The organism is Campylobacter hyointestinalis subsp. lawsonii (assembly GCF_013372165.1).
Lineage (GTDB): Bacteria > Campylobacterota > Campylobacteria > Campylobacterales > Campylobacteraceae > Campylobacter > Campylobacter lawsonii.
On sequence record NZ_CP053828.1, the window covers coordinates 189058 to 213549 of the forward strand.

General features: G+C 34.3%; 28 protein-coding genes and 1 tRNA gene. 9 read left to right on the top strand and 20 right to left on the bottom strand.

Annotated features, from left to right (window positions below):
• The first annotated feature begins 13 nt into the window (after positions 1-13).
• Positions 14-460, top strand: coding sequence for a GNAT family N-acetyltransferase (locus CHLWT_RS01065; protein ID WP_111969135.1), 447 nt, complete (start codon positions 14-16; stop codon positions 458-460).
• On the opposite strand, the gene CHLWT_RS01070 is transcribed toward CHLWT_RS01065, so the two are convergent.
• From CHLWT_RS01070 to mqnP, 6 genes are all read right to left on the bottom strand, one after another.
• A complete protein-coding gene (locus CHLWT_RS01070; RefSeq protein WP_176320849.1) occupies positions 441-1361 on the bottom strand; it encodes a flagellin hook IN motif-containing protein in 921 nt (306 codons plus the stop codon). The genes CHLWT_RS01065 and CHLWT_RS01070 overlap by 20 nt on opposite strands.
• Positions 1362-1695: 334 nt before the next feature.
• Positions 1696-2421 (bottom strand): 7-carboxy-7-deazaguanine synthase QueE, encoded by a 726-nt coding sequence (locus tag CHLWT_RS01075; RefSeq protein ID WP_111948931.1) that lies wholly within the window; start codon positions 2419-2421, stop codon positions 1696-1698.
• Positions 2421-3389: a GTP 3',8-cyclase MoaA gene (moaA, locus tag CHLWT_RS01080; protein ID WP_112000547.1), complete on the bottom strand. Its 969-nt coding sequence runs from the start codon at positions 3387-3389 to the stop codon at positions 2421-2423. Before moaA ends, CHLWT_RS01075 begins: the two co-directional genes overlap by 1 nt.
• Positions 3389-3895 carry a DUF6115 domain-containing protein gene (locus CHLWT_RS01085; protein WP_112000548.1) on the bottom strand — a complete coding sequence of 169 codons (507 nt, stop codon included), beginning with the start codon at positions 3893-3895 and terminating at the stop codon, positions 3389-3391. The genes moaA and CHLWT_RS01085 overlap by 1 nt, the downstream gene beginning before the upstream one ends.
• Positions 3888-4391, bottom strand: a complete 504-nt coding sequence (locus CHLWT_RS01090; RefSeq protein WP_063997632.1) for a hypothetical protein — start codon at positions 4389-4391, stop codon at positions 3888-3890. The genes CHLWT_RS01085 and CHLWT_RS01090 overlap by 8 nt, the downstream gene beginning before the upstream one ends.
• On the bottom strand, positions 4385-5254 hold the full coding sequence (gene mqnP / locus CHLWT_RS01095) for a menaquinone biosynthesis prenyltransferase MqnP (RefSeq protein WP_063997631.1): 870 nt from the start codon (positions 5252-5254) through the stop codon (positions 4385-4387). The genes CHLWT_RS01090 and mqnP overlap by 7 nt, the downstream gene beginning before the upstream one ends.
• A gap of 95 nt (positions 5255-5349) precedes the next feature.
• Between mqnP and miaA the strand changes: the two genes are divergently transcribed.
• A complete protein-coding gene (gene miaA / locus CHLWT_RS01100; RefSeq protein WP_112000549.1) occupies positions 5350-6318 on the top strand; it encodes a tRNA (adenosine(37)-N6)-dimethylallyltransferase MiaA in 969 nt (322 codons plus the stop codon).
• On the opposite strand, the gene CHLWT_RS01105 is transcribed toward miaA, so the two are convergent.
• The 11 genes from CHLWT_RS01105 to CHLWT_RS01155 form a co-directional block, all read right to left on the bottom strand.
• Positions 6308-8674 carry a tetratricopeptide repeat protein gene (locus CHLWT_RS01105; RefSeq protein WP_112000550.1) on the bottom strand — a complete coding sequence of 789 codons (2367 nt, stop codon included), beginning with the start codon at positions 8672-8674 and terminating at the stop codon, positions 6308-6310. The two genes, miaA and CHLWT_RS01105, sit on opposite strands and share 11 nt — an antisense overlap.
• Positions 8675-8695: 21 nt before the next feature.
• Complete coding sequence (gene tsaD / locus CHLWT_RS01110) at positions 8696-9700, bottom strand: tRNA (adenosine(37)-N6)-threonylcarbamoyltransferase complex transferase subunit TsaD (RefSeq protein WP_112000551.1); 1005 nt, start codon at positions 9698-9700, stop codon at positions 8696-8698.
• Positions 9701-9740: 40 nt separating this feature from the next.
• Positions 9741-11039: a M99 family carboxypeptidase catalytic domain-containing protein gene (locus tag CHLWT_RS01115; RefSeq protein ID WP_244948781.1), complete on the bottom strand. Its 1299-nt coding sequence runs from the start codon at positions 11037-11039 to the stop codon at positions 9741-9743.
• A gap of 32 nt (positions 11040-11071) precedes the next feature.
• Positions 11072-11266, bottom strand: a complete 195-nt coding sequence (locus CHLWT_RS01120; RefSeq protein ID WP_063997627.1) for a hypothetical protein — start codon at positions 11264-11266, stop codon at positions 11072-11074.
• A complete protein-coding gene (locus CHLWT_RS01125) occupies positions 11266-12354 on the bottom strand; it encodes a 1-deoxy-D-xylulose-5-phosphate reductoisomerase (protein WP_112000552.1) in 1089 nt (362 codons plus the stop codon). The genes CHLWT_RS01120 and CHLWT_RS01125 overlap by 1 nt, the downstream gene beginning before the upstream one ends.
• Positions 12351-13094: a phosphatidate cytidylyltransferase gene (locus tag CHLWT_RS01130; protein WP_112000553.1), complete on the bottom strand. Its 744-nt coding sequence runs from the start codon at positions 13092-13094 to the stop codon at positions 12351-12353. The genes CHLWT_RS01125 and CHLWT_RS01130 overlap by 4 nt, the downstream gene beginning before the upstream one ends.
• Positions 13095-13469: 375 nt before the next feature.
• A complete protein-coding gene (locus tag CHLWT_RS01135; protein ID WP_063997624.1) occupies positions 13470-13790 on the bottom strand; it encodes a hypothetical protein in 321 nt (106 codons plus the stop codon).
• 216 nt (positions 13791-14006) lie between these two features.
• Positions 14007-14081 (bottom strand) — tRNA-Asn (locus CHLWT_RS01140).
• A gap of 135 nt (positions 14082-14216) precedes the next feature.
• A complete protein-coding gene (locus tag CHLWT_RS01145; RefSeq protein WP_111995952.1) occupies positions 14217-14978 on the bottom strand; it encodes a UDP-N-acetylmuramate dehydrogenase in 762 nt (253 codons plus the stop codon).
• Positions 14975-15241: a flagellar biosynthesis protein FliQ gene (gene fliQ / locus CHLWT_RS01150; protein ID WP_034962562.1), complete on the bottom strand. Its 267-nt coding sequence runs from the start codon at positions 15239-15241 to the stop codon at positions 14975-14977. The genes CHLWT_RS01145 and fliQ overlap by 4 nt, the downstream gene beginning before the upstream one ends.
• Positions 15241-16107, bottom strand: a complete 867-nt coding sequence (locus tag CHLWT_RS01155; RefSeq protein ID WP_373886273.1) for a menaquinone biosynthesis family protein — start codon at positions 16105-16107, stop codon at positions 15241-15243. Before CHLWT_RS01155 ends, fliQ begins: the two co-directional genes overlap by 1 nt.
• A gap of 100 nt (positions 16108-16207) precedes the next feature.
• Between CHLWT_RS01155 and recA the strand changes: the two genes are divergently transcribed.
• Genes recA through CHLWT_RS01175 form a run of 4 tightly spaced genes read left to right on the top strand, consistent with a single transcriptional unit; the run spans position 16208 to position 19492 of the window.
• Positions 16208-17245 carry a recombinase RecA gene (gene recA / locus CHLWT_RS01160; RefSeq protein ID WP_111974927.1) on the top strand — a complete coding sequence of 346 codons (1038 nt, stop codon included), beginning with the start codon at positions 16208-16210 and terminating at the stop codon, positions 17243-17245.
• Positions 17245-18498 carry a phosphopyruvate hydratase gene (eno, locus tag CHLWT_RS01165; RefSeq protein WP_112000554.1) on the top strand — a complete coding sequence of 418 codons (1254 nt, stop codon included), beginning with the start codon at positions 17245-17247 and terminating at the stop codon, positions 18496-18498. Before recA ends, eno begins: the two co-directional genes overlap by 1 nt.
• Entirely contained in the window at positions 18495-18776 is a 282-nt protein-coding gene (locus tag CHLWT_RS01170) for a hypothetical protein (RefSeq protein WP_063997619.1), read from the top strand. The genes eno and CHLWT_RS01170 overlap by 4 nt, the downstream gene beginning before the upstream one ends.
• Before the next feature lie 11 nt (positions 18777-18787).
• Positions 18788-19492 (top strand): AMIN domain-containing protein, encoded by a 705-nt coding sequence (locus CHLWT_RS01175; protein WP_063997618.1) that lies wholly within the window; start codon positions 18788-18790, stop codon positions 19490-19492.
• Between the two features lie 15 nt (positions 19493-19507).
• Here CHLWT_RS01175 and CHLWT_RS01180 read toward each other — a convergent pair whose 3' ends face one another.
• The 3 genes from CHLWT_RS01180 to leuC are packed head-to-tail and all read right to left on the bottom strand — an operon-like array spanning position 19508 to position 22271.
• A complete protein-coding gene (locus tag CHLWT_RS01180) occupies positions 19508-20455 on the bottom strand; it encodes a phospholipase A (RefSeq protein WP_244948782.1) in 948 nt (315 codons plus the stop codon).
• Positions 20452-20994, bottom strand: a complete 543-nt coding sequence (locus CHLWT_RS01185; RefSeq protein WP_111969279.1) for an NTP transferase domain-containing protein — start codon at positions 20992-20994, stop codon at positions 20452-20454. Before CHLWT_RS01185 ends, CHLWT_RS01180 begins: the two co-directional genes overlap by 4 nt.
• An 11-nt stretch (positions 20995-21005) precedes the next feature.
• Positions 21006-22271, bottom strand: coding sequence for a 3-isopropylmalate dehydratase large subunit (leuC, locus tag CHLWT_RS01190; RefSeq protein ID WP_063997616.1), 1266 nt, complete (start codon positions 22269-22271; stop codon positions 21006-21008).
• Positions 22272-22327: 56 nt separating this feature from the next.
• On the opposite strand from leuC, the gene CHLWT_RS01195 reads away from it, so the two are divergent.
• The 3 genes from CHLWT_RS01195 to CHLWT_RS01205 are packed head-to-tail and all read left to right on the top strand — an operon-like array spanning position 22328 to position 24336.
• A complete protein-coding gene (locus CHLWT_RS01195; RefSeq protein ID WP_112000555.1) occupies positions 22328-23641 on the top strand; it encodes an NFACT RNA binding domain-containing protein in 1314 nt (437 codons plus the stop codon).
• A 36-nt stretch (positions 23642-23677) separates the two neighbouring features.
• Positions 23678-23899, top strand: coding sequence for a MoaD/ThiS family protein (locus tag CHLWT_RS01200; RefSeq protein ID WP_063997614.1), 222 nt, complete (start codon positions 23678-23680; stop codon positions 23897-23899).
• A gap of 2 nt (positions 23900-23901) precedes the next feature.
• Positions 23902-24336 carry a molybdopterin synthase catalytic subunit gene (locus CHLWT_RS01205; RefSeq protein ID WP_112000556.1) on the top strand — a complete coding sequence of 145 codons (435 nt, stop codon included), beginning with the start codon at positions 23902-23904 and terminating at the stop codon, positions 24334-24336.
• Positions 24337-24492 lie beyond the last annotated feature (156 nt).

Genomic DNA, 24492 nt, shown 5'->3' on the forward strand with positions numbered 1-24492 from the left:
AAAGCTAATTACTATGGTTTGGACTAAAAATTTTACCAAGCTTAGCAATGATGAGATTTTAAAGGTCTATAAAGCCAGAACAGATCCTGCTACACTGAAATTTAGCAATACAAATTTCAGCTTTGATGAGCATATAAATTTTATATTTTCACTAAAGTTTGCTAAAGACAAAGTTTATTTTATGGTTTATAAAGATGATGAGTTTATAGGAGTTATATCATTTACAAATATAATAGGAGATATGGCGGAATTTGGAGTATATAAATGCCCAAGCGTATCAAATGTAGGCGATATACTTATGAAAGAGCTCATAAAAGAAGCTAAAAATTTAAATATAAAAACGATACTCGCAAGGGTTTTTAAAGAAAACAAAAAAGCTTTATATCTATATCATAAATTTGGATTTATGACTATGATAGAAGATGACAAGATAGCTCATCTCAAATTAAATTTAGAATAAACTCTTTAGCTATTATTGTTCCTGAGTTCATATCTTTAAGAGTTACTGAAGCTTGTTTCATTTTTGAGCCATTAAGTCCAGCTTCCTTAGAAAAACCATGTCTTGCAGCACCCGCACCATTCTTATCTGTTGAGAATACAACTCTTATATCTCTAGCATCTTGACGTATAAAGGTAAGATGCCCTAAGACTGTAATTGCAGATGATTGCTCACCTTTAACTCCAAAGCCCATAAGGCTAATGTTGCCTTTATACCCAGCGGCAACAGAGAGTTTTGATGAAGCAGCTATTTTTATGGCTCTGCCATCTTTTGCTATAAGTGTTAATCTTCCGTTTTCTACAGATGCTTCAACTCCGGTTTGATCTTTTACTTTATTTATGGCATTTACTAGAACTCCATCAGAGTCTCCACTCTTTGTATCTATAGTCCCGATATTGACATTATTTATACGTAAATTTGCTATTTGACCAGTACCGACTACATTAGATAAAGTCAGCTTATTATTTACATTTGCTTTTATGCCAGTTTTATCACTTACTCTATTTATAGCATCAGCTACTGCTTTTAGACCATCTTTATCTAAGACTGTTTTAGAAATCTTTTCAAAGGCATAACCGGTAGGGTAGCCATCAACTCCGCTAAATTTAATAGTCAAATCATTCATACCTGGAGTGCTACTCTTATCAAAAGCTATATTTCCTGTAGTTTCAAAACGAGTATAGCCGATTTTACCTGATTCAGTCGAGCCGATATTTACTTTAACAGTTTCATTTGAGTAAGCACCTATTTGGAATTCTTTATTAGAGAAATTTCCGTTTAGAAGTTTTTGTCCGTTGAAACTTGTAGTTTTAGCTATGTTATCAAGCTCTTCAAGGAGTCTTGAGATGTCGTTTTGACTCATTTTATTTTTATCGTTATATCTAAAAATAAATAGTCTAGAAGTTAGAATTTAAAAAGAGTGAGAGTATGGATTTGTGTTTTGGTGGAAGTTCGTGATAAAAAACGCAAAACTGTGATGCAAATTTATACTTAGCTACAGCAGCTAAATTTGGTTTGGAAAAAAATAGCGTTGCAAATTTGATAAGTGAATGTTTTAGGCAAATAAATTTGGTAGTGAGAGAGTGCGAAAATATCGACTACAAAGCTGTAAAACAGACACTTTTAGAGCGTTAAGCTTATTTTTAAACCTATATTTACAACAGACCAAAAAGACAAAGCCCCACATAGAAGCTAACTTACACGCCTTCTTTATCATTCCATAAACGCACGTGAAGTCTATCAGAGTAGTTAAAACCATTTTTGATACAAAACTCTGCCACATTTAAGGCGTTTTTGCCTAGCTCAAAGCGGTCTTTGCCAAGAGGCATACACCAAACTTCGCCGTTTTGTAGCTCCAATATCTCATTTATCTCATCAAGCTCACTTCCGCAAATCACAAATTTATAAAACGCATCAGCGTTAGCAAAGATCGCTTGTAAGGCTTTTTGATTTATTCTTTTGGATTTTAGCTCACCACTTATGGATAGTTTTACGCTTACTGCAAATTTGGACTTTTTATACACTTCAAATTTATCAAAATCCACAAAAATAGTGCCATTTGTTTCAAAATGCACTTCATAATCTTGCTCAAAACACCACTTTGTAAATTTGATCAGATCTTCATCTTTATGCCAAAGTAGCGGCTCACCGCCTGTTATCACGATGAGAGGTTTAAACTCCGTTTCTTTTACTAAATTTACAAGAGCTTTATAATCAAATTTACTATGCTTAAAATGCGATGTTTGCACCGCTTTGATCGTATCACAACCGACTAATATCTCGCCTGTTTTTGGCGACCTTGTCTTGACGCCAAAACCCTTGCAAGAAAGATTACATCCCCCAAGGCGGATAAAAAGTGAGTAGCGACCACTAAATTTACCCTCGCCTTGAATGCTAGTAAAATGCTCGACTACACTTATCATCAGCCGCCTGTTTGGTAAAATGCACGGCTAGATATCTCGCCTTTACCATCATTTTCCCATTTATTTTTCTCTGGCTTTTTTTCTATGACTTCTCTTAGTATCTCGCAAGCTTTTTTGATATCTCCAGCTCTCATTGCTTCTCTTATGCTTTTTCCATCTTCATAGTAAAGGCATGGTATCAAAAGCCCTTCCGCGCTGAGTCTTAGGCGATTACAAGTAGCACAAAAGTCGTGTTTGTGTGGATCGATTATACCAAATTTATAACCATCTTCAAGCTCAAAAAGGCTTGATGGACTATGTGGGCTTTTTGTTATCTCTTTTACTTTATATTTTTTTGAGATTAAGCTTAAAATATCATCTTTTTTAAGCCCTCTTAGCTCACTACAAGCACTACTATTTTCCATAAATTCTATATAGCGGATTTGGGCGTTTTTACTTTTTGCAAATTCCATTAGATCAAGAAGTTCATCATCATTTACACCTTTTAACGCCACAGTGTTTAGCTTAACTCCAAAGCCCAAATTTGTAGCTTCATTTATGCCATCTATAACCTCATCAAGAACATCTTTTCTGGCTATAAAAGTAGCTTTTTGCCTGTCTAAAGTATCTAAAGATATATTTAAACGTTTAAGCCCCGCCTCTTTTAGGGCTTTTGCTTTTTTTGCCAAAAGATAGCCATTTGTAGTCATAGCAAGATCAAGATTTGGCTTATAGTTATTTATCATAGCCACAAATTTTTCAACATCTTTTCTAACAAGCGGTTCGCCGCCCGTTAGCCTGATCTTTGTAACGCCGTTATCTAAACAAATTTTGATAAACTCAAACATTTCTTCGTAGCTTAGCACATTTTGATGAGAGATATTTTCAATGCCATCTTCTGGCATACAGTAGCGACAGCGAAAATTACACCTTTGGGTTACTGAAACTCTAAGATAATCAACAACCCTACCATAACTATCAATTAACATCAAATCACCTTATGAAATTTTAAAACCATATTTACCCTTCCGACACTTAGCCTTAGGTCTCTTGCTATGCTTTCTACGCTTTTTCCAGCATTATACAGCTCTATTATCCTATCTTCTTGCTTATCAAAGCTAGGCGGAGTGATCTTAGTAAATGTTTTTGTTCGCTCTTCTAAGCTATAAAGTCTATTTTGCTGATCATTTTGAAAATCGTCTATAACTTTTTCTATGCTTTTTAGGCTCTCTAACATCGGCGCTACTTTTAAATTTAACGCTTCATCAATATGCTCGAAAGCGACTTTTATAATACCGCTATCATCATTTACTTGGGTTTTAGGAAGAGATGAAATTTGCTTTTTGAGCTGATAATTTTCTTTCATAATGCTATCTAAAGTCATCTCAAATTTAGAAAACTTTTTCCTAGCTTCTTTATCTTTTAAATTTATATAAACAAACATCACTACTAAAATCACGCTAAAACATATATAGATCAAAACATCACTACCCATTGCGTTTTTGCTTCCTTATCTCTAGTCTTTCGCTCTGTGCTACATACATAGACCACTCTTTTTCATCGCTTGTTGATACTTTTATTATCTTTGCAGTCTTAGTATCTAGTGCTTCAAAATACAAAAGAATGCCACGTTTTATAAAAAGAGGCAAGGAAACTCTTGCAAAGTAAATTTTGCCAGGTTTTAAGCATTCGTTTTTAAACTCAAAACCTTCAAATCCTATCAAACTTGTAATCTCATGATATTTTAAAGGAATCTGTGGCGACTTTTCATTTTTTATTAAATTTGAAAGCTCATCTACTTTTTTATAAAGCTGAACAAGCAGTTTTAAAGTAAGCGGATCTGAGTTTTCAGCTTCGCCTCTAGCTTTTGCTAGACTAAGCCACTCTTCGATATTTGCACGAGATGAGCTAAACTCTAGCTCAAATTTATCACCATCATCCTCTTCAAATTCCACTGAAATCTGCGAAGCTATAAGTCTAAAATCTACCATAAGTCAATCCATATAAAAACAAAAAACATAATACCTAAGTAACCATTTAACGTAAAAAAAGCTTTATCAATCTTTTGAAAATCGGCCCTTACTATTCTATGCTCTTTAAAGAGTATAAATCCTGCTATAATAGCTCCTAAATACGCAAAAACGCCCAAATGACTAGCACCTATAAATAGCAGCCAAAATAGAACACACAAGCCGTGAAACAGAGCAGATATAAACATAGATGCTTGCTGTCCGTATATCGCTGGTATGCTATAAAGTCCTGTTTTTCTATCGTAATCCATATCTTGCAATGAATAAAGCACGTCAAATCCAGCCACCCAAAATACGACTCCAAGACACAATAAAATAGACCAAAATGGTATAGTGCCACTTACAGCTATGGCGCCGGCTATAGGAGAAAGTCCTAGACTTAACCCTAAAACAAGATGAGCTAAATGAGAAAAACGCTTAAAATAAGAGTATCCGCCTAAAATGATAAGAAATACAAAGCTAAGCCAAAAAGCCAAAGAGTTGATAAAATATGCGGTAACAACAAAAATAACGGCGTTTGCGATTATAAATAAAAGTAAATTTTTTCTACCTATGCGACCATCTACACTAGGACGAGAAGCGCATCTTGGATTTGGTCTGTCGATATCCTCATCAAGATAACGATTTAGCGCCATTGCGTAGTTTCTAGCGCTAACTGCGCACAAAATTCCTAAAAAAAGCAACGACAAACCAAACCACATAGTACCATTTACTAATTTACTACAAACTATCATAGCCATAAATATAAATGGTAATGCAAAAACGGAATGTTTAAAAACTATAAGTTCATTTATATCTTTTAGAATTTGAATAAATTTGCCCATTATTTTCCTTTAAGTTTGTGATTGTAGCAAATATTTCATAAATTTATAATTATTGATATTTTTTTGATAGAATTAAACCAAAAAAAAGGAAGCCTTTGTTTTTTGAGTTTGCACTTATCGGAACGACTGCTAGTGGTAAAAGTGAGCTAGGAATAAAACTAGCAAAAAGGCTTGATGCTGTCATTTTGAGCCTTGATTCGCTCTGTCTTTATAAAGATATCAATATAGCAAGTGCAAAACCTAGCAAAGAACAATTAGAAGAGATAACCCATTTTGGTATGAATTTAGTCTATCCAAACGAGCATTTTTGTGTAGGAAACTTCATAGACGAGTACAAAAAAGCAGTATCTTATGCTAGATCTAAAAATTGTCCGCTCATCATCACAGGAGGAAGCGGTTTTTATCTAAAAGCTATGCTAGAAGGGCTAAGCCCCAAAATTCCAGAATGCGACATAAAACTAAGCGATGATGAGATCTGGAAAATAGCCTTAAAAATCGATGAGAAATTTTGTGCTAAATTTAGTAAAAACGATAAATTTCGACTTCACAAATGGTATCAAATTTATGAATTTTCAAAGTGTATTCCAACTATTTGGCTAGAACAAAACACAAATAAAAAAGTTATCGAAAATATCGATATTTATGAGATCTACTGGGATAAAGAAGAGCTTAAAGATAGGATATATCTAAGAACCAAAAAGATGCTTGAAGTAGGGCTTTTAAACGAAGCTCATCTGCTTTTTGACAAATACGGATTTGAAGCAAAATCGTTAAAATGTATAGGGCTTAAGGAGTGCGGTGAATTCTTACGCCACAAAGGCGAATTTGAAAAATTTGATTTTAATGATCTAAATTTAGATAAATTTGATAAAAACTGCATCGAAAATGAGCTTAAAAACCAAAAATCTAGCATATATAAGCTTTACTGGCTTATAGCTACTCATACTATCCAACTAGCAAAAAGGCAACGCACGTTCAATAAATCTCAGTTCCCAAATACAAAAAAAGTAAAATTCCAAAGCGGATTTGATGAAATTTTAAGCGATATAAAAGCTAATTTATAAGCTTACTTTGCTGCTCACATAGGTTTTTCCAAGGCGAGTCTAGTCTCATCTTCAAGCACTCATCTACATAAATTTTAGCCGAGTTTGGCTCATTCATAGAGATATAAATTTCAGCCACTTGATATAAGGCTCTGATTCTACTTTGCGGAGGTATATTAATGTCTAGCAAAGCTCTAGCCACGCTTAAGGCTTCATTAAATTTAGCTATTTTTAAGAGTGATGATATATATATAAAATCAACATCTGGGCTAAACGTATTAATGCCTAATTTTCTTTGCATATCAATAGCTTTTTTTGAATAATTAAGCGCAGCACTATCAAAACCCTTGTCTTTTGCATATTTTGCTGCAGCATCGTAAATTTCGACTAAACGTATATCATTTCCCCTTAAACTTTCAAGAGCATTTATACTGCTTAATGCTTCTTCAAATCTATTTAGCTTTAAAAGCGAATAAAAGCGGTAAAAAATCGCCGCTGTCGGGTCAGAATATTTTATAGTAGAGGCTAGGCTCATCGCCTCATCACAAGCTCTTATGCACTCTTCATATCTGCCTACTTCATAAAGAACTCTACTTGTATTTGAAAGCCACTCAACTCTATCGTGCAAGTCATCATCTCTGATGTGAGATACTGCTAAATTCAACGCTTCATCGTATTTCGCAGTTCTCATAAGACAATTAAAAAGCTTGAACTTATCTTTTATAGCATCTTTTAAATCGTATTTATTTGTTATATTTACTAGCGTTCTACAATCTCCGCTTTGATTTGCTAAATTTGCTAAAAAACTAGCTGAATCTTTAAGAAATTTTGTAGAATCGCTATCATTTAGATCCAAAATTTGATCACCAAAACCTAAAATTTTTTTATAATTTTTCTCTTCAAAGCTAAGCTTAACTTCTTCTTTTAAAGCCTTTTTTCCGATATCTAAGCCTTTGTATTTATCCATAAGTTGAGCGTAGTTTTTATGTTTTTCTTCATTTGTACCATTTAAATCAAAAAACAATCTATCTAAAGCGACTGATACCTCAGGCATAAACTCACTACCGCTAAATTCTTTTTGATATCTTTGCAAATATTCATAAGCTTCTTTAGTCCTAGATATTTTTGACAAGCTCAGACCTAAATTTCGAAGTGCTGTTTCATAAAAGTTGTCACCTCTTTTTGAGTATTCAAAAACAATCTTATAAATTTGTGAAGCAATATCTTGCATACCCTTATCTCTAAAAGTGGCGGCTTGTTCCATAGAGTTTGCTAAGTCTAAAGCAAAATACTTTTGATTTGAGTTTATAACCTTTTGAATATATTCTTTTGCGTCATTAAATTTTTGCTTTGATATGCTAGCATCTGCTAGTTTTGTAGCTGCTCTGCTTGCTAGGTCAAGATCATTTGTAGAGTATAAGACATCTTCATAAAGTCGCACCGCATCTTCTAATTTTCCTTTATCTAAAAGGGCATCTGCATAAGCTAGTATAGTAGTTTTCGTCCAAGGCGAGTCTGGATGCTCTGTCATAAGTATATCAATAGAGTAATTTGCATCACTTGTCATATCTTTATCAAGGTAAGCTTCTGTGATGAGATATAAAACTTCAGGGTAATTTTTATCAGAAGGATAGTTTTTCATCCACCTTTTACCGCTATTTATTATATCATCAGCGTATTGTTCTGCTAACTTATAGTCGGTTGCTCTTTTTGCTAACTTTTGCAAAGAGCGTAAATAATAGAGCCAAAACTCACTTGCAAAGATACTTTGAGGATGAATTTCAAGTGCTTTTTTAGCATCTTTTAACGCCTCGGTATATGCTTTGCTATCATAGCTTTTTTTTATACTAAGATATAAGCCAACATCGGCGCCATCTCCATAGGATAACGGCTCTTTATTAAGATCTAGCGCACCTATGCTAGGTCTTAAAACATTAAAAAACGTGATAGGAAAATCTATACCAACGCCACTATTTTTTGGCGATTCTATTATGTTTTGTCCGATGAGTATAGTAAAATGTTTAGAAAAATCAGCTGTTTTTTGCTTTGGATTTTGTGTATCAAACAGACTCACGCTAGCGTTTATAAGCCTAGATTTTTGTTTTGCTCTTATGATAACATTGTAACTATCACCGCTTTTTTCAAATAAAATATCTGCAAATGGTAAATTTTGATTTTTTATCTTATCATCAAGACTACCTAAAACTTTACAAGTATAAATGTTTTGCATATCTTGCTCTGCCTTGCATTCTATATCAAATATATCTTCTAAATGCAAAACATAATAATCGCTACCATTTTGCCTGCCGCTGTTTATCGTAAGAGAAAACGCAAAAACATTAACGCTGACAAAAATTATTAATGCTAGAAATTTCATTTTTAAATTATATCATAACTATCATTTAAGTCTTATGAGCTCTAAATTTGAACGTGGATGAATCTGCATCGTTAAAGCGTCTTCAAACTCGCCGTTTTTAAATTTAGTAGCTCCAGCGCGTGCTATCATAGCCGCATTATCACTGCAAAATTTAAGAGGCGCATAAAGTAAATTTGAACCGAATTTAGAGCAAAGTTTTTCTAGCTTATTTCTTAAATTTAAATTCGCACTAGCCCCACCTACGACTCCGAAATTTTTAAATTTAAATTTATCAAAAATCTTTTCTAATTTATCGATTATATGATTTACGGCAGTCTCTTCAAAACAAGCAGCTATGTCACTTATATCTTGTTTGCTAAGATCTCCTAAATTTGCAATTTGAACGCGTACTTGATTTTTAAGCCCAGAAAAGCTGTATTCTAAACGCTTATCGTATTTTAAAGGAACACTAAATTTAAAACGATTTTTATCGCCACTTTTAGCCAAATTTTGTATAACTTCTCCGCCTGGATAGCCAAGATTCATCATCTTTGCTACTTTATCAAAACTCTCACCAAAACTATCATCGCTAGTAGTAGCAAGTATTGTTATAACGCCGTTTTCATCGATATTTAGTACGAGTGTATGTCCGCCACTGACAAGCAAAACCCCAAGCGGTAAAATAGGCTCATTATCCAAAAATAAAGAGTAAATATGCCCTATTAGATGATTTACTGAGATAATGGGTAAATTTAGAGCTACGCTTAAGGATTTAGCGACGCTTACGCCACTGATCAAACTGACGCTAAGACCCGGTTCATTTGTAACTGCTATGGCTTTAATATCGCTAAAATATGGCTTTATCTCTTCTATCAAGCAAGGAAGTGCCGCGGTGTGGAGACGAGCTGCAAGTTCTGGAACTACGCCACCATATCTGCTATGCTCATTTTCTTGAGTGATTTTTTTATAAAATTTAAGCTCAAAACTGCCTAATTTCATCAAAGCTACCGAGCTATCATCGCAACTGCTTTCTATGCCAAGTATCATGATAAAACTCTATTATTTGGCAGATCTAGCATTGCAAATTCTACCAAAACATACCGATAAACTTATCCTCGGTGCCGTCTTTTTGCTCATAAAGCTCTATCCTAAAGATTTTGCCTTTTTTATCTATAGAGTAGCTTCTGATGATATCTTTTTTATTTACTATGATGCCTGATTCGTCTTTTAATTTTGAATTATAACCTATGATATTTACTCTTATGTTAGGGCGACTTATGACTTTTATATTTTCTTCAACATTAACTTTTGAGCCAAGAGATATATCTTTTAAAACACCATCGGCTTCTATTTTTACGCTACTTTCTATATCTGAATAATTAAAATATTCAGGGATGAGTTTTGTAAGAACTTTATTTCCATAATGCACGACATATCCGCCTTTGTCCTCTATAAGAGCAGTTAGCGGATTTGTAGAGTTATACTCAAGTGCCGTGTTTTTAGGTATCGGCACATAGCCTATCTTTGCTCTTGGATCATTTAGACTAAGATAGAATTTATTATCAAATAGCACGACTTCTATCTCTTTTTCTATGGCTTTTTTTACATTTTGCGGATTTAGCTCAAAACTTCTTTCAAACTCCACTCCTGCCACCTTTAGATACTCTTCGATAGCTAGTAGATGATAATACGCTCTTTGATGGCTAGGTAAGGTTTTACTCGCTTCATTCGCAAATGCGGATTTATTGTTTTTGATAGCAAAATAGGTAAGAGATTTTAGCATCTCTTTGTCGCCTTTTGCGGTGTGGGTATTTTTTAGATGATATTTGTGTTTAGGGTCTAAGATATTTTGATTTATCTTATCCATAACTCTTAAAGCTATACCCTTTAAATCGGCGTATTTAGAGCCTTCAAGACTTTCTTGATCAATTATACAGCTATTTCCCCAACGTTTTGGATTTTCTAACTCGTTTATATAGTGATCTCTATAAAATCCGCTTCCATCGTGTAAATTTAATACCATAGAAACGTTTTTATCTACTATGAGATTCTGTATTCCTCTTACACTTTTAAGCTCTGGATCATTCTCTTTTATCTTATCAAATTTACGATTCATATCTCCGTAAATCCCGCGATCTCGTTTGATGATACTGATAAAATTTAAATTTGGTACGACCCACAAAGAGCCTTTTGTAATGTTATACTCAGTAGCTAGCAAACTAGCAGCTAAAAAACCTCCAGGCTCGTCTCCTTGGATCCCGCCTATGACAAGAACAGTATTTTCATCAAGCTTACCTTTTTTTATAAGAGAATACTGTAAATTATTTGCTTCTAAGACGCAACTGCAAATTGTTAAAATAAAAAATTTAATAAAAATCTCTCTCAAACTAAACTCCGTTTTTTTAAATTTAAATCAGATCAATATCTGTTATATCCACTAAATTTAATATCACCCGCGATCGTGCCACTAAAACTAGCCACGCCAAAATCAAACACCATACCGCCTATAGCAAATACAACGATACTATTTTCTAGGATCGCTATAAGCACAAGAGCGCCAAATAAAGCGTCGCCAACTCTAAAATGGTAGCCATCATAAAATCCCTTATTCATCAAAATCCTTTACAAAACTCTCTTACTTTTTTATCTATTTCAAAAACGTCCTCAATCTCATCTACTCTAGGCGAACCAAATTTATCAAGCGTTTTAAAAATTGCTCTTGCTATATCTAAAAATCCACATTGACCGCCTAAAAATTTATATACCATTTCTTCATTTGCCGCATTTATGATGACGCCTAAATCAGGATTATTTAAAACATCATTTTTTAATGAAAAAATAGGGTATTTTTTTAAATTTATCTTTTTAAATTTGATACTTTTTAAGCCTAAAAGATCCACGCATTCTAGCGTCTGCTCACCCCCTAGACCTATGGCGTGTGCGATAGCTAGTTTCATATCTGTTTTTGAGATATGAGCCGTAGTCGAGCCATCGTAAAAATTTATAAGAGCATGTACAACTGAAGTTCGCTCTATGAGCGCGTCTATGTCTTTAACAGAGTAAAGATGATACGCCTCAAGTACTTCAAATAGCTTATTTGCCATAGTCGCACTATCTATCGTTATCTTTGATCCCATGTTCCAGTTTGGATGATTTAAAGCCATTTCTGAAGTGACTGAGCTAAGAGACTTTAAAGGAAATTTATAAAACGCTCCACCGCTTGCAGTGATGATAAGTTTTTGAATTTTTGGTCTGTTTTTTAGTAAAAATTTAAGCCCAAAATGCTCACTATCGATCGGTTCTATGCTTTTAGTATCTAAGAATTTACCGCCTGTTACTAAGCTTTCTTTATTTGCTAAACATAGCTTAAATCCAAGATCTTGTGCCACTATACTAGGCTTTAAACCGCTAAAGCCCACAAGAGCGTTTATGAGAATACAAGAAGTAGAGTCAAACTCGTCGCTTATAGCTTTTAAAAAAGCGTCTATGCCGTCATTAGATGTAAAAACATTGTCATGATCTACTAGACTTTTTAAACTAGGATCTTTTATATAAACAAATTTCGGATTTAGCTCTTTTATTTGACGATTTAGCTCTTTATAGCTTTTTTCACAAGCTAGAGCTTTTACGTTTATACCATGCTTTTTAGCTAGTATTACGCTATTTTTACCGATACTTCCTGTGCTTCCTAAAATAATCATGCAAGCACCAAAAACATAGCCACAACGCCAAATAAATATCCGTCCATTCTATCTAAAATACCGCCATGAGCTCCAAGTAAAGCCCCGCTATCTTTGATATCTACTCTTCTTTTTAAATAACTCTCAAAAAGATCACCAAATACACCAAAAATAGTTAAAAGAATAGAACAACTAGCAGCCATAAAATAGCTTACATCAACAAAAATAAACGCAAATGCAGTTCCAAATACGCTACCAAAAACCACTCCGCCAATAACGCCCTCTATGGTTTTATTTGGACTAGAAGCCGAAAACTGATGTCTTCCTAGGTATTTCCCGACAAAATACGCCGCAGTGTCGCTGATTATTATAGTAAAAACAAGCCAAAACAAGCACTCTATACCGTAGTTTTGATACAATGCAAACATCATAAATATCGGCACCGTAGGATACAAAAAAGGTAGTATAAGCTTCATATTATCTGATTTTGTGTATGCCAAAACAGACGATATGATGATTAAATTTAGAAGTATTACTTTAAAAATATCATTAATTCCTTGCAAAAATGGCAAGATACTATAAAAAACGAGAGCTATAAAGACGAGATTTTTTTGCTCTATTTTATAAAGCTTTAGGCTTTCTAAAAACGCAGTAGCCAATATAATGCCAAATATCAAAAAATTAAGCCAAAATATATCGAGCAAAGCTATGCCTAAAAATATAACAAAAAGCAATAAACCGACGATTATACGATTTTTCATAGAACTTCCTTTGGCAAGATTTTATCTAAAATCAACTAAAACATTGCTTTAAATTTAGTCTGAAAATCACTTGATAAATTTAGAAATTTCTTGTCTTTTACCAAAGCTATCATAAATAAAACAACAAGCCACTAAAGCCGAAGCTTATATTTAAGCTTTCTAATGATTATCAAAAGGCATGGCTACAAAACTGAATTTAAATTTCTGATTTGTCATCGTGCATGGCTAACAAAGAGTTTGTATTTGCTCCAAATACTTTTGCGTAATGTTCTTTGGCTAATGCTTATAATGCTGATTTTATTGATATTTGAAGCATTTAAATTTATAGTAAAAACGTAAAAATAACGTAAAAATATAGTAAAGCTTTTTTCATCATTATACGACTATATTTAACTTATGCTCGCCACTTAGCTCATCTTTTTGATCGATATTTTCTTCTTTTTTTTCATTTTGATCTTTGGTTTGCTCTTCTAAAGATTCGTGCTCATGCTGTTTTTCATGCTCATTTTGCGGATCTATCTTATAAGTCTCTTCAGTCGGTCTTATTTGGGCAACTTCTTTTTTCTTTTCATTAGCAAGCTCTGCGACAACAGCATTTTGAAGCTCCAACTTTGATTGAAAATCGCTTTGTACGCTAGCGACTGCTGGCGAATTTTGATTAACGTAGATAGTTCCACCTACTGGAGTTATAGCCATAGCATCTCCTTTTTTTCATATATATCGGTATTTTAACTAAAGTCGGTAAATTAAAAAGAAAAATTACGTGAAATATCCATATCCACGCCACTATTTACACCACAAAAACAGCTTAAATAAAATACAAATGATATGCGAAGAAAAAATAATATTTATTTTATTGTGCTTAATGTAGCCAAAGATATTTTTATAGAATTTATATGATTTTAATAAAAGTGGCTCCGGATGCTGGATTCGAACCAGCGACCAATCGGTTAACAGCCGACTACTCTACCGCTGAGCTAATCCGGAATAAAAAAGAGTGGGAATTATACCTAAAACTTTTTTGTTTGTCAATAACATTGATTGAGCACAAAACCAAAATACAAATTTTTACTAAGCTACAACAATTTCAAAACATAAAAAGCTCAAAATAAAATCAAAACATTACAAGATCACAACTTCGCTTTTTAACTCTATACCAAATTTATCCAAAACTCGCTCTTTGGCTAAATTTATAAGGCTCAAAGCATCTTCAAATTTACCACCACCATAATTTATCAAAAAATTCGCATGCATCTTGCTAAATCCGCAATCTCCTATCCTAAATCCTTTTAGCCCAACGCTCTCTAGCAAGGCTCCAGCATAATGTCCTGGCGGATTTGCAAAACAAGAACCAAAACTAGCGCCTTTTGGTTGGTTTGCCCTTTTTGCATTTAACACTTTAAATAGCTCATCATCAAACTCGCGTATCACTTCAAAACTAGCTTCAAATATCACACCTTTTATATTTGAATGACGATAGCTAAAGTCGCACTCTTTTTTAGAAAATTCACCATAACTAGTGGTGATATTTTTTAAGTTCAAGCTGATCTCGTGCTCTTTTACTCCGGCGTTCATAGTAATCATTCCACCAATGCTACCAGGGATTTTTTTTATAAACTCAAATCCTCCGATATTATGATCTTTGGCAAATTTAAAAAGCTTTGCACTACTAGTTTTTGCGCCCACTTTTAAGATATGGTTTTCAAATTTGATATAGTCGAATTTAGAGCTTAAAATCCCCATTTTAGGCGGATTTGGCGAGATCAAGATATTGTTTGCACCGCCTATCATCACTCCGCTAAATTTACGTATCTCGTCTATAAGTTCTACATCAAAAACTCCGCCGATCTTAACAGAGCTAAATTTAGAAAAGTCGATCTTCATTGTATAAAAGTCGGTATCATATTTAAAATTCTAGCCGTAAAATCCGTCATTTGGTTCATCATCCAAGGCATTAAGAAGATGATTATCACGACGACTAAAATGATCTTTGGTACAAAGCTCAAAGTCATTTCGTTTATTTGAGTCGTAGCTTGAAATATACTAATAAGAAGTCCTGCTATAAGACCGGCTAAAAGCATAGGAAGGCTTATCATAAGAGTCAGCTTAAAAGTCTCAACTCCAAGCCCTATAAGATCGCTTTGCATCAGGCGTTTCTGCTTTCTAAATACTCAGTAGGGATAAAATTTGGCTCTGCTTTTATAAGGTTAGGATAAAATCCGTTTTCAAAACCTAGCTCAAAAAGCCTATCTAACGCCTTTATCTGAAGTTTGTCCATACTTATAGAACTATCATTTGCATATAAATTTAGATAAATTTCAAGTTTTTTATCATCTACTCTGACTAAATTTCGCTCTAAAAGCATTTTGCAAAGCAATTTTTTGTTTTTATTTGCGATATCTACAGCTTTTGTCAAAACTCTTTCACACTCTATAGCATCAGTTAGCGGCAAGCTTCTTCGCACCGCCATTCCACCAAGAGGCAGTGGCAAAGTATCATCATTTCTAAACTCGCACCAGATATCCCAAATTTCACGCTCCACGCAAAGCTCACTGCTAAATTCTAAAATGCTTTCGTGTATAAGTACGCCAGCATCTACTTCACCGCTTAAAACAGCACTTTCTATCTCCAAAAAGTTCTTATAAATCACCCTAGCTTTTGGATAGGCTATCTTAAATAAAAGCGCATTTGTAGTATGCTCGCCACTTAAAGCAACTTTAAAATTCGGTTTTAAGCTCAAGCCTTTTTTCTTGATAAGTTTTGGACCATACCCATTACCAAAACTCACAGCAGTCCGTAGAAGTGCGTAATCTTCCCAAATCAATGGATACAGACCAAAGCTTATAGCAGTCGTGTCATAAGTGCCTTTTAATGCTTCTAAATTTAGAGTTTGGATATCAGATGGGGTATTAGAAAATAAGAGTTTTTCACTACTGACCCAACCAAATTTGATAGCCTCATACATAAAGATATCATCGGCATCTGGCGAATGAGCTACTGTTATATTTTTCAAAATTGCACCTTTTTTGACTTTTTATTAGCAGTGTATTAAAATTTAGCTTAATTTTTAATACTTTTTGATAAAATAGTTTAAATTTTTTGCAAGGAAAAATATGGATGAAAATAAGAAAAAAAGCTTAGATTTAGCTTTAAAGCAGATTGATAAAGCTTTTGGAAAAGGCACTATTTTAAGGTTAGGAGATAGAGAAATTGAGCCTATTGATAGCATTAGTACAAGCTCAATTGGACTTGATATAGCCCTTGGAATCGGTGGCATTCCAAAAGGTAGAATCATCGAAATTTACGGCCCTGAAAGCTCAGGCAAGACAACTCTTACTTTGCACATCATAGCAGAATGCCAAAAAGCCGGCGGAATTTGTGCGTTTGTAGATGCAGAACACGCACTAGACGTAAAATATGCAGGAAATTTAGGCGTTGATACTGAAAATTTATATATATCACAACCAGATTTTGGCGAACAAGCTCTTGATATCGTAGAAACTCTAGCTAGAAGTGGTGCGGTTGATTTAATAGTCGTAGATAGTGTCGCAGCGCTCACTCCAAAAAGCGAGATAGAAGGCGATATGGGCGATCAGCACGTCGGACTTCAAGCAAGACTTATGAGCCAAGCTCTTAGAAAATTAACCGGCGTAGTACATAAAATGGGAACTACGGTTATATTTATCAACCAAATTCGTATGAAAATCGGCGCCATGGGATATGGTACTCCTGAGACTACGACTGGCGGAAACGCACTTAAATTTTACGCTTCAGTTCGCCTTGATGTACGTAAGGTTGCCACTTTAAAACAGAGCGACGAGCCTATAGGAAACCGCGTAAAAGTAAAAGTAGTAAAAAATAAAGTCGCGCCTCCATTTAAACAAGCTGAGTTTGATATAATGTTTGGCGAGGGTATAAGCAAAGAAGGCGAGATAATAGACTATGGCGTAAAACTTGATATTATCGATAAAAGCGGTGCTTGGTTTAGCTATGATAACAGCAAGCTAGGACAAGGAAGAGAAAACTCAAAAGCATTTTTAAAAGAAAACAAAGCAGTAGCAGAAGCAATTATAGAAAAAATACGTGCAAATATGAATGACGGAATTATGAGTAGCACAGATATAGATGAAGAGAATTTAGGAGAAGAATAATGCCTACAATAAAAAGTGTAAAAGCGATAGAAGTTTTAGATAGTAGAGGAAATCCAACATTAAAAGTAAAAGTAAAATTATGTGATGGTAGCGTTGGTGATGCTATCGTGCCAAGTGGCGCAAGTACCGGTAAAAAAGAGGCCTTAGAGCTAAGAGACGGCGATAAAAGCAAATTTGGCGGAAAAGGCGTTTCAAAAGCTGTAAATAACGTAAATACGTTAATAGCAGAAGAAATAAGCGGTATGGATGCACTCAACCAAAAAGCTATAGACGATGCTATGCTAGGACTTGATGGCACAGACAACTACTCAAATTTAGGTGCAAACGCAGTTCTTGGCGTATCGATGGCAGTAGCTCGTGCAGCTGCAAATAGTCTAAATTTACCACTTTATAGATACCTTGGTGGCGCAAATGCCTGCACGTTGCCCGTTCCTATGTTTAACATAATAAACGGCGGAGCTCACGCAAACAACAGCGTAGATTTTCAAGAATTTATGGTAATGCCTTTTGGTTTTTCAAGCTTTAGCGATGCTTTGCGTGCTGTAGCTGAAATATACCAAACACTTAAAAAGATCCTAAACGACTTAGGGCATAGCACGGCCGTTGGCGATGAGGGCGGATTTGCTCCAAATTTAAAAGACAATGAAGAGCCTATAAAAATCATTATGGAAGCTATAGTAAAAGCCGGATACAAGGCTGGAGAGCAGATAAAAATCGCTCTTGACGTAGCTAGTAGCGAACTATATGAAGATGGTGTTTATAAACTTGAAGGTAAAGCGCTAACAAGCAAAGAACTAATAGATAGATATGAAGAACTTTGCAACAAATATCCGATATTTTCTATCGAAGACGGACTTAGCGAAGATGATTGGGAGGGCTGGAAACTGCTAACAGATAGACTTGGTAGCAAAGTTCAGCTCGTCGGAGATGATCTATTTGTAACAAATGAGAAGATCTTAAAAGATGGAATTCAAAAAGGCATAGCAAATGCAGTGCTTATAAAACCAAATCAAATAGGCTCAGTAAGTCAAACAATGCAAACAGTGCGTCTAGCTCAAAGAAATGGTTATCGTTGCATTATGAGCCACAGAAGTGGTGAGAGTGAAGATAGCTTTATAGCCGACTTTGCAGTAGCATTAAACACAGGCGAGATAAAAACAGGAGCTACAAGCAGAAGCGAGAGAAACGCAAAATACAATCGTTTGCTTGAGATCGAGCTTGAAACTAGTGAGTATTTGGGGGATAAAATTTGAATGAAATTTTAGATGAGCTAGGCGTCCCTAAAAAAAAGACTAATAGCTCTTTTAAATTTCTAATATTATATCTTGGAGCAACTTTTTTTGTAGTTGTCGCAGGAATTTACGTAGGAAATGCACTTTTTGGCTCACGCTCTCTTGATGTGATGATAGATCTTTACAATCAAAAAAATAGCCTTAAAACAGAAGTGCAAAAACTACAAGAGGCAAACTCGGCACTACAAAAAGAGTATTTTGAGCTTATAGGCTTAGATCCTGATAACTACAACAAATAAATGGGTAATATATGAAACGATTTTTAATTTTATTAGTTTTTGCATCTATTTTTTACGGACGTGAAAATCCATTTTTGCCGAGCGATATCAATGAGACTGATATGGTCGCATCAAACGTCATTGAGAGTGCTCCACCATTTGAAACAAAGATAATCAAATTTCCAAGCGATGCTAGAGAGCTAAGTCATGCGGTTTTTTATTATAAAAGTATAGACGGCAACATAAAACAAAAGATCATAGATATAAATGGAAGTTTTGATTGGCACGATGAGTTCGTGCTAAGAAATCAAGCAAATCCAAACAAAAGCGCCACAAAGATCTTAGACGTATCAGTAACCAGCAAACCAGATATCAAAAAAGAAAATGTAAATATAGGTCTAAATACCACAAAAGCACCTAAAATAGAGCCCCCGCTTAAAAACGTAAATTTTTCAAAACTTGTTAAATTTGATATTTATAACTCAAAGATAAATATCTTTACCAAAGATGAGAAGATCCGTGATTTTATCATCGATCAGCCAAACAAGATCGTCATAGACTTTAAAAAACCAAAAACAAGACTAAATACTAAAACGTTAAAGGTAGATATTGGGGCAGTAAAAAAGATAACTTTTGGATCGCACGAAGAGTTTTATAGAGTAGTTATATGGCTAGATGGAAACTACTATTATGGTATCAGACAAAGCGATGGTGGCTATACTCTTATCCTTAAATAAGCTAGAAAATCTGGCTTATTTAAAAAACACAAATCCTATGCCTATTTTATTTGTATGTTTATCATAGTCTGCTAAATTCTCTGCATAGCCGTTAAAATACTGAACATATCCATAAAATCCCGCATAAAATAGTGGAAATATCCATCCAAGCTCGGCAGATCCTCTATTTGTTTTATCAAGATGAAGGTTGTTTGTAAGCTTTAGACTAAATATGTGCTTGTTAAATTTATAAAACATACTCACATCGCCATTTCCTGCGTAATCCTTAATGTCTGGATTGTCATCATCGTGTTCTGGGATTCTCCACCAAAGACGCGGAGCTATGCTAAAACCATCATAAACAAAATTTCCCCTTAAATAAACTCTATTCCAAGAACGCGACTGCTCGCCGTCTTTGCCATTTGAATTATGCAAAACTCCAAGCTGGAAATTCTTTAAATTCGGAATTGTTAAAATATCTGTAGGAAAATTTACAAAGAGTTCAGGCTCATAATTATTCTCTCTAAATGGAGATGAATCTTTTGAAGTTTGCCACCACGAACGCTGAGTATAGCCAAAATACAGCGTTTCATCTAAACCTAAAATATCTCTAACAAGAGGTTTTTTAACACTTATTTGAAATTTAGTCTCAAATTTCTTGCGTCCGTCATCTGGTATATTTTTCGTATAAGTTTCTGGTAAAATATAATTTGTATGAAAGGTTTCAAGACCGAAAAAATCGGTTATTGGCTCATCTGTATGAGCAAAATTCATACTATGATCTTGCTTTTTATCAGTTTTAAATTCTTTGCTTATATCTTTTATATCTAAAGCGACTTTCGCTGCTTGTTTATAGAAGAAAAGTGCATTTTTCATATCTCCGTTTTTTTCAAATTCACTAGCTTTTTTATATAACTCATCAGCCGAGTTTGCATAAGCTATCAAGCATAAACTCAAAATCAAAACAGATATCTTTAGCATCATCTTACAAGCTCATAATCAGCCCGAGTGTTTAAATTTAAAAACTGCTTTTTATCTTTAAATTCAGTGATAATAGTAGGACAAAGATCTCTTAAAAGTGAGACTTTTTGCATACCATTTTTTAACAAAGATTGCGCTACTAGGCTCACTTTAGGATTATAAAATCCGCAAAGCCCATGCACAAACTCGCCGTCTCTTGGAAGAGACATATCGTTATTTTTTAAATTTAAATACAGCTCTTTTATCGTTTCAAGTTTTACAAACGGCGTATCTGCAGCTATAATAAAAACAGGCTCGTCATAGTTTTTATCTAAATTTGCTATAACTTTTAAGACAGAAAAATCACCAAAATCATCGATCAAAACAGGAAGTTTAGGCTCAAATTTATCATTTTTTGCGCTGATTTTAACATCTTCAAAAATCTTGCTTAAACGCTCAAATAAAAAGTGCGTAATGCTAGGATAATCTTTGTAAGCAAGAAGCGTTTTATCGCTTCCCATTCTGCTGCTTTTTCCTCCAGCTAAAATCAGTGCGTTTTTCAAATTTGGCTTTCTTATAGCGCTCTTGGATCTGCGATTTTCCCGGCTATAGCAGAAGCTGCCGCGACTGCAGAGTTTGCAAGATACACTTCGCTAGTCTTGTCGCCCATTCTGCCTACAAAGTTTCTATTTGTAGTGCTTACGCATCTTTCCCCTGCTCCTAAAATCCCCATATATCCGCCAAGACAAGCTCCACACGTAGGATTGCTGACTACAGCTCCTGCTTCTACAAAGATATCCATAAGCCCTTCTTTTTGCGCTGCAAGTGCGATCTTTTGCGTAGCTGGAGTAATGATAAGCCTAGTGTGCTTAGCTACTCTTTTTCCTTTTAAAATTCCAGCAGCTATCCTAAGATCGCTAAGACGTCCATTCGTACAGCTTCCTATAAACACTTGATCTATTTTTAGGTCGTCTTTTAAAGCCTCATTTATGCTTTTTCCATTGCTTGGTAAAAACGGATATGCAATAACCGGATCAAGCTTACTCACATCTATGCGTAAAACTTTTTCATAGTTTGCATCCTCATCGCTATAGTAAAACTTTGGTTTTGAACGTAAATTTTTACTAGCTAAAAATTCTTTTGTTATATCATCTACTGCGATTATACCGCTTTTTCCGCCTGCTTCTATAGCCATATTACATAAACTAAAACGGCTATCCATATCAAGATATTTCATAGCGTCCCCACAAAACTCTAAAGCTTTGTATAAAGCTCCATCAACGCCGATTTGACGTATAACTTCAAGTATTAAATCCTTGCCATAAATGTGCTTCGCAGGTTTTCCCACGAACTCAACTTTTATGGTTGCAGGCACCTTAAACCAGTTTTTACCAGTTATCATAGCATAAGCCAAATCCGTGCTTCCCATTCCCGTGCTAAACGCTCCAAGAGCACCATGCGTACAGGTGTGAGAATCTGCTCCTATGATAACATCTCCTGGCACTACAAGACCTTTTTCTGGCATCAAAGCGTGTTCGATGCCCATATCTTTTTCATCAAAAAAATTCTTTAGATTATGTTCATAAGCAAAATCACGACTGATTTTTGCCTGATTTGCGCTTGCTATATCTTTAGCTGGGATATAATGATCCATTACTATAGCAAAACCATCTGGATTTGCTAGTTTTTTTGCTCCACTCTCCCTAAAAGCCTTGATAGAGATCGGCGTAGTGATGTCGTTTCCTATAACCATATCAATCTTGCTTTCTACTATTTGCCCCGCATAAACAGCGTCTCCAACATGCTCACTAAAAATTTTTTCAGTAATAGTTTGTTTCATGATTTTCCTTAGCTAAATTTGGTCTATTGTAGCAAATTTTTGGTATAATCAGGCTTATGAAGTATAAAATTTTAACTCAGATATCAGAATTTTTAACCAAATTTAAAAAAATAACTAACATAAAAAGAGTTGATGATTTGGCTTTGCAAATTACATTTGATGGGAATTATTCTTTAATTTTTGATCTAAATAAAAGTAGCTCTAGCATCTATAAAACAGATGAAAAAATCGCCGTAAAAGAGTATAAAGCGCCTTTTGATATCACGCTTAAAAAACGCCTAAACTCAGCCAAGATAGATAGCATAAAAACGCTAAAAAACAACAGGATACTGAAAATACAAGCAAGTCTTAGTGGCTCATATAAGAAGGTAAATTCAGTTTTGTATCTAGAATTTACCGGACGATTTACAAATATCATTTTAACAGATGAAAACGGCATCATCTTAGAAGCCTTAAGGCATATGCAAAACGATAAAAGAGTCATAAAACCGGGCAAAAAATTAATCATGCTTGAGCCATTTGACATAAAAGAGAGCGGTTGTGAGCAGATCACTGACTTTGACGAATATTTTCAAAACGAATTCTTAAAACTCAAAACGAAAAGATTAGAAAATTTAAAATCTGCGAAGTTGGCGAACTTAGATAAAAAAATATCAAATTTAAAAGCTAACTTAGATAAGCTTGAAAGCAAGGAATTTTTAGAAGCAAAAAGTAAAGAGCTAAATAAAAATGCTAGCCTTATAATCTCAAATTTATATCTTTTACAAGGATTTCAAAGAGAGTTAAATTTGATTGACGAAGATGGCAACAATATAAATTTAAAGCTAAACGATACTCCAAAAAATAGTGCAAATGCTATGTTTAAAGAGAGTAAAAAGCTAAAACAAAAAGCAGCAAACATAGAGATAGAACGCTCAAATTTAAATGAAAAAATAGACTTTTTGCTCAAACTAAAAAATGCCATAAACCTAGCAAATACCAGCAGCGAACTACTCATCATATCGCCTAAAAAATCGCTAAGTAAAAATAGTGCCAAATTTAGCGACATAGTTCGTGATTTTTACGTAGGCGAGTTTAAGATCAGTGTGGGAAAAAATGAAAAAGGTAATGCGTTTTTGCTTAAAAATGCAAAAAAAGATGATTTTTGGTTTCATCTAAAAGATATCAAAAGCGCTCACGTCATCTTAAAGACAAATAAACAAAATTTGAGTGAAGATATCATAAATTTTGCTGCGAAACTTTGTATAAATTTTAGCACAAATGAACGCGGAAGCTACAGCGTCGATTATACAAAAAGGCAAAACGTCAAGGTCGTAAATGAAGCCTTTGTAAATTACGTAAATTACAAAACGGTAGTAATTAAAATTTAATATCATAAGATATGATTATATTTTAAAGGAGAAAAAATGGTAAAAGTCGAGTTTTTAGGGCCGATAAATACGGACGCTTTAGAGTTAGATGTAGCAAATTTAAGGCAGTTAAAAGAGATCTTAAATAAAAATGAGAATCTCAAAGAGTGGCTAAAACTCTGTGCTGTTGCACTAAATGACGAGATTGTTACCAATCTTGATACTACTTTAAAAAATGGTGATAAAATTTGTATATTACCGCCAGTTTGTGGGGGCTAAATATGGAACTATATAGCGGCGAACTAAACGTCACTGAGATAACAAACCGCTGGTTTATGCAAAATAAAGATAAAAATTATGGTGCTATCATAACCTTTGTAGGCGTTGTGCGAGATGAAGACGGCATAGATGGCCTTAGTTTTGACATCTATGAACCGCTACTTAAAAAATGGTTTGATGCGTGGCAAGAAAAGGCAAAAGAAAAAAATGCCACTATATTTATGGCACATTCAAAAGGCGACGTGCCAAATCACGCCTCAAGCTTCATAGCAGGTGTGCTAAGCCCAAAAAGAAAAGTAGCGCTAAGTCTTATAAATGACTTTGTAGAAGATTTTAAAGCAAATGCTCCAATCTGGAAATATGATCTAAAAAATGCCAAAAGAATCTATGCCAAAGATAGAAGTCAAGCGATAAATGGGGCTGGGATTTTAAGCTAAGAAGTTGAAAAAGTTACTAGTTTTTATGGTTTTTGCAAGTTTTTTATTTGCTAGTACTGCTATTTTTATGGGCAAAACGGAAAGTTGAGTTTAGAGCTACCTAGTATAAAAGGCGTATCTGCTTATATGTTTTAAATTTATTATCTTCTTATAGCA

Coding starts and splice junctions, on each gene's coding strand:
- CHLWT_RS01120 (WP_063997627.1), bottom strand. CDS start 11,266: ATGAATAAGGGATTTTATGATGGCTACCATTTTAGAGTTGGCGACGCT.
- recA (WP_111974927.1), top strand. CDS start 16,208: ATGGATGAAAATAAGAAAAAAAGCTTAGATTTAGCTTTAAAGCAGATT.
- CHLWT_RS01205 (WP_112000556.1), top strand. CDS start 23,902: ATGGAACTATATAGCGGCGAACTAAACGTCACTGAGATAACAAACCGC.
- CHLWT_RS01085 (WP_112000548.1), bottom strand. CDS start 3,895: ATGGGTAGTGATGTTTTGATCTATATATGTTTTAGCGTGATTTTAGTA.
- CHLWT_RS01065 (WP_111969135.1), top strand. CDS start 14: ATGGTTTGGACTAAAAATTTTACCAAGCTTAGCAATGATGAGATTTTA.
- leuC (WP_063997616.1), bottom strand. CDS start 22,271: ATGAAACAAACTATTACTGAAAAAATTTTTAGTGAGCATGTTGGAGAC.
- CHLWT_RS01075 (WP_111948931.1), bottom strand. CDS start 2,421: ATGATAAGTGTAGTCGAGCATTTTACTAGCATTCAAGGCGAGGGTAAA.
- CHLWT_RS01195 (WP_112000555.1), top strand. CDS start 22,328: ATGAAGTATAAAATTTTAACTCAGATATCAGAATTTTTAACCAAATTT.
- moaA (WP_112000547.1), bottom strand. CDS start 3,389: ATGTTAATTGATAGTTATGGTAGGGTTGTTGATTATCTTAGAGTTTCA.
- eno (WP_112000554.1), top strand. CDS start 17,245: ATGCCTACAATAAAAAGTGTAAAAGCGATAGAAGTTTTAGATAGTAGA.
- CHLWT_RS01180 (WP_244948782.1), bottom strand. CDS start 20,455: ATGATGCTAAAGATATCTGTTTTGATTTTGAGTTTATGCTTGATAGCT.
- CHLWT_RS01175 (WP_063997618.1), top strand. CDS start 18,788: ATGAAACGATTTTTAATTTTATTAGTTTTTGCATCTATTTTTTACGGA.
- CHLWT_RS01125 (WP_112000552.1), bottom strand. CDS start 12,354: ATGATTATTTTAGGAAGCACAGGAAGTATCGGTAAAAATAGCGTAATA.
- CHLWT_RS01145 (WP_111995952.1), bottom strand. CDS start 14,978: ATGAAGATCGACTTTTCTAAATTTAGCTCTGTTAAGATCGGCGGAGTT.
- tsaD (WP_112000551.1), bottom strand. CDS start 9,700: ATGATACTTGGCATAGAAAGCAGTTGCGATGATAGCTCGGTAGCTTTG.
- CHLWT_RS01130 (WP_112000553.1), bottom strand. CDS start 13,094: ATGAAAAATCGTATAATCGTCGGTTTATTGCTTTTTGTTATATTTTTA.
- CHLWT_RS01200 (WP_063997614.1), top strand. CDS start 23,678: ATGGTAAAAGTCGAGTTTTTAGGGCCGATAAATACGGACGCTTTAGAG.
- CHLWT_RS01090 (WP_063997632.1), bottom strand. CDS start 4,391: ATGGTAGATTTTAGACTTATAGCTTCGCAGATTTCAGTGGAATTTGAA.
- mqnP (WP_063997631.1), bottom strand. CDS start 5,254: ATGGGCAAATTTATTCAAATTCTAAAAGATATAAATGAACTTATAGTT.
- CHLWT_RS01070 (WP_176320849.1), bottom strand. CDS start 1,361: ATGAGTCAAAACGACATCTCAAGACTCCTTGAAGAGCTTGATAACATA.
- fliQ (WP_034962562.1), bottom strand. CDS start 15,241: ATGCAAAGCGATCTTATAGGGCTTGGAGTTGAGACTTTTAAGCTGACT.
- CHLWT_RS01105 (WP_112000550.1), bottom strand. CDS start 8,674: ATGAAATTTCTAGCATTAATAATTTTTGTCAGCGTTAATGTTTTTGCG.
- CHLWT_RS01135 (WP_063997624.1), bottom strand. CDS start 13,790: ATGGCTATAACTCCAGTAGGTGGAACTATCTACGTTAATCAAAATTCG.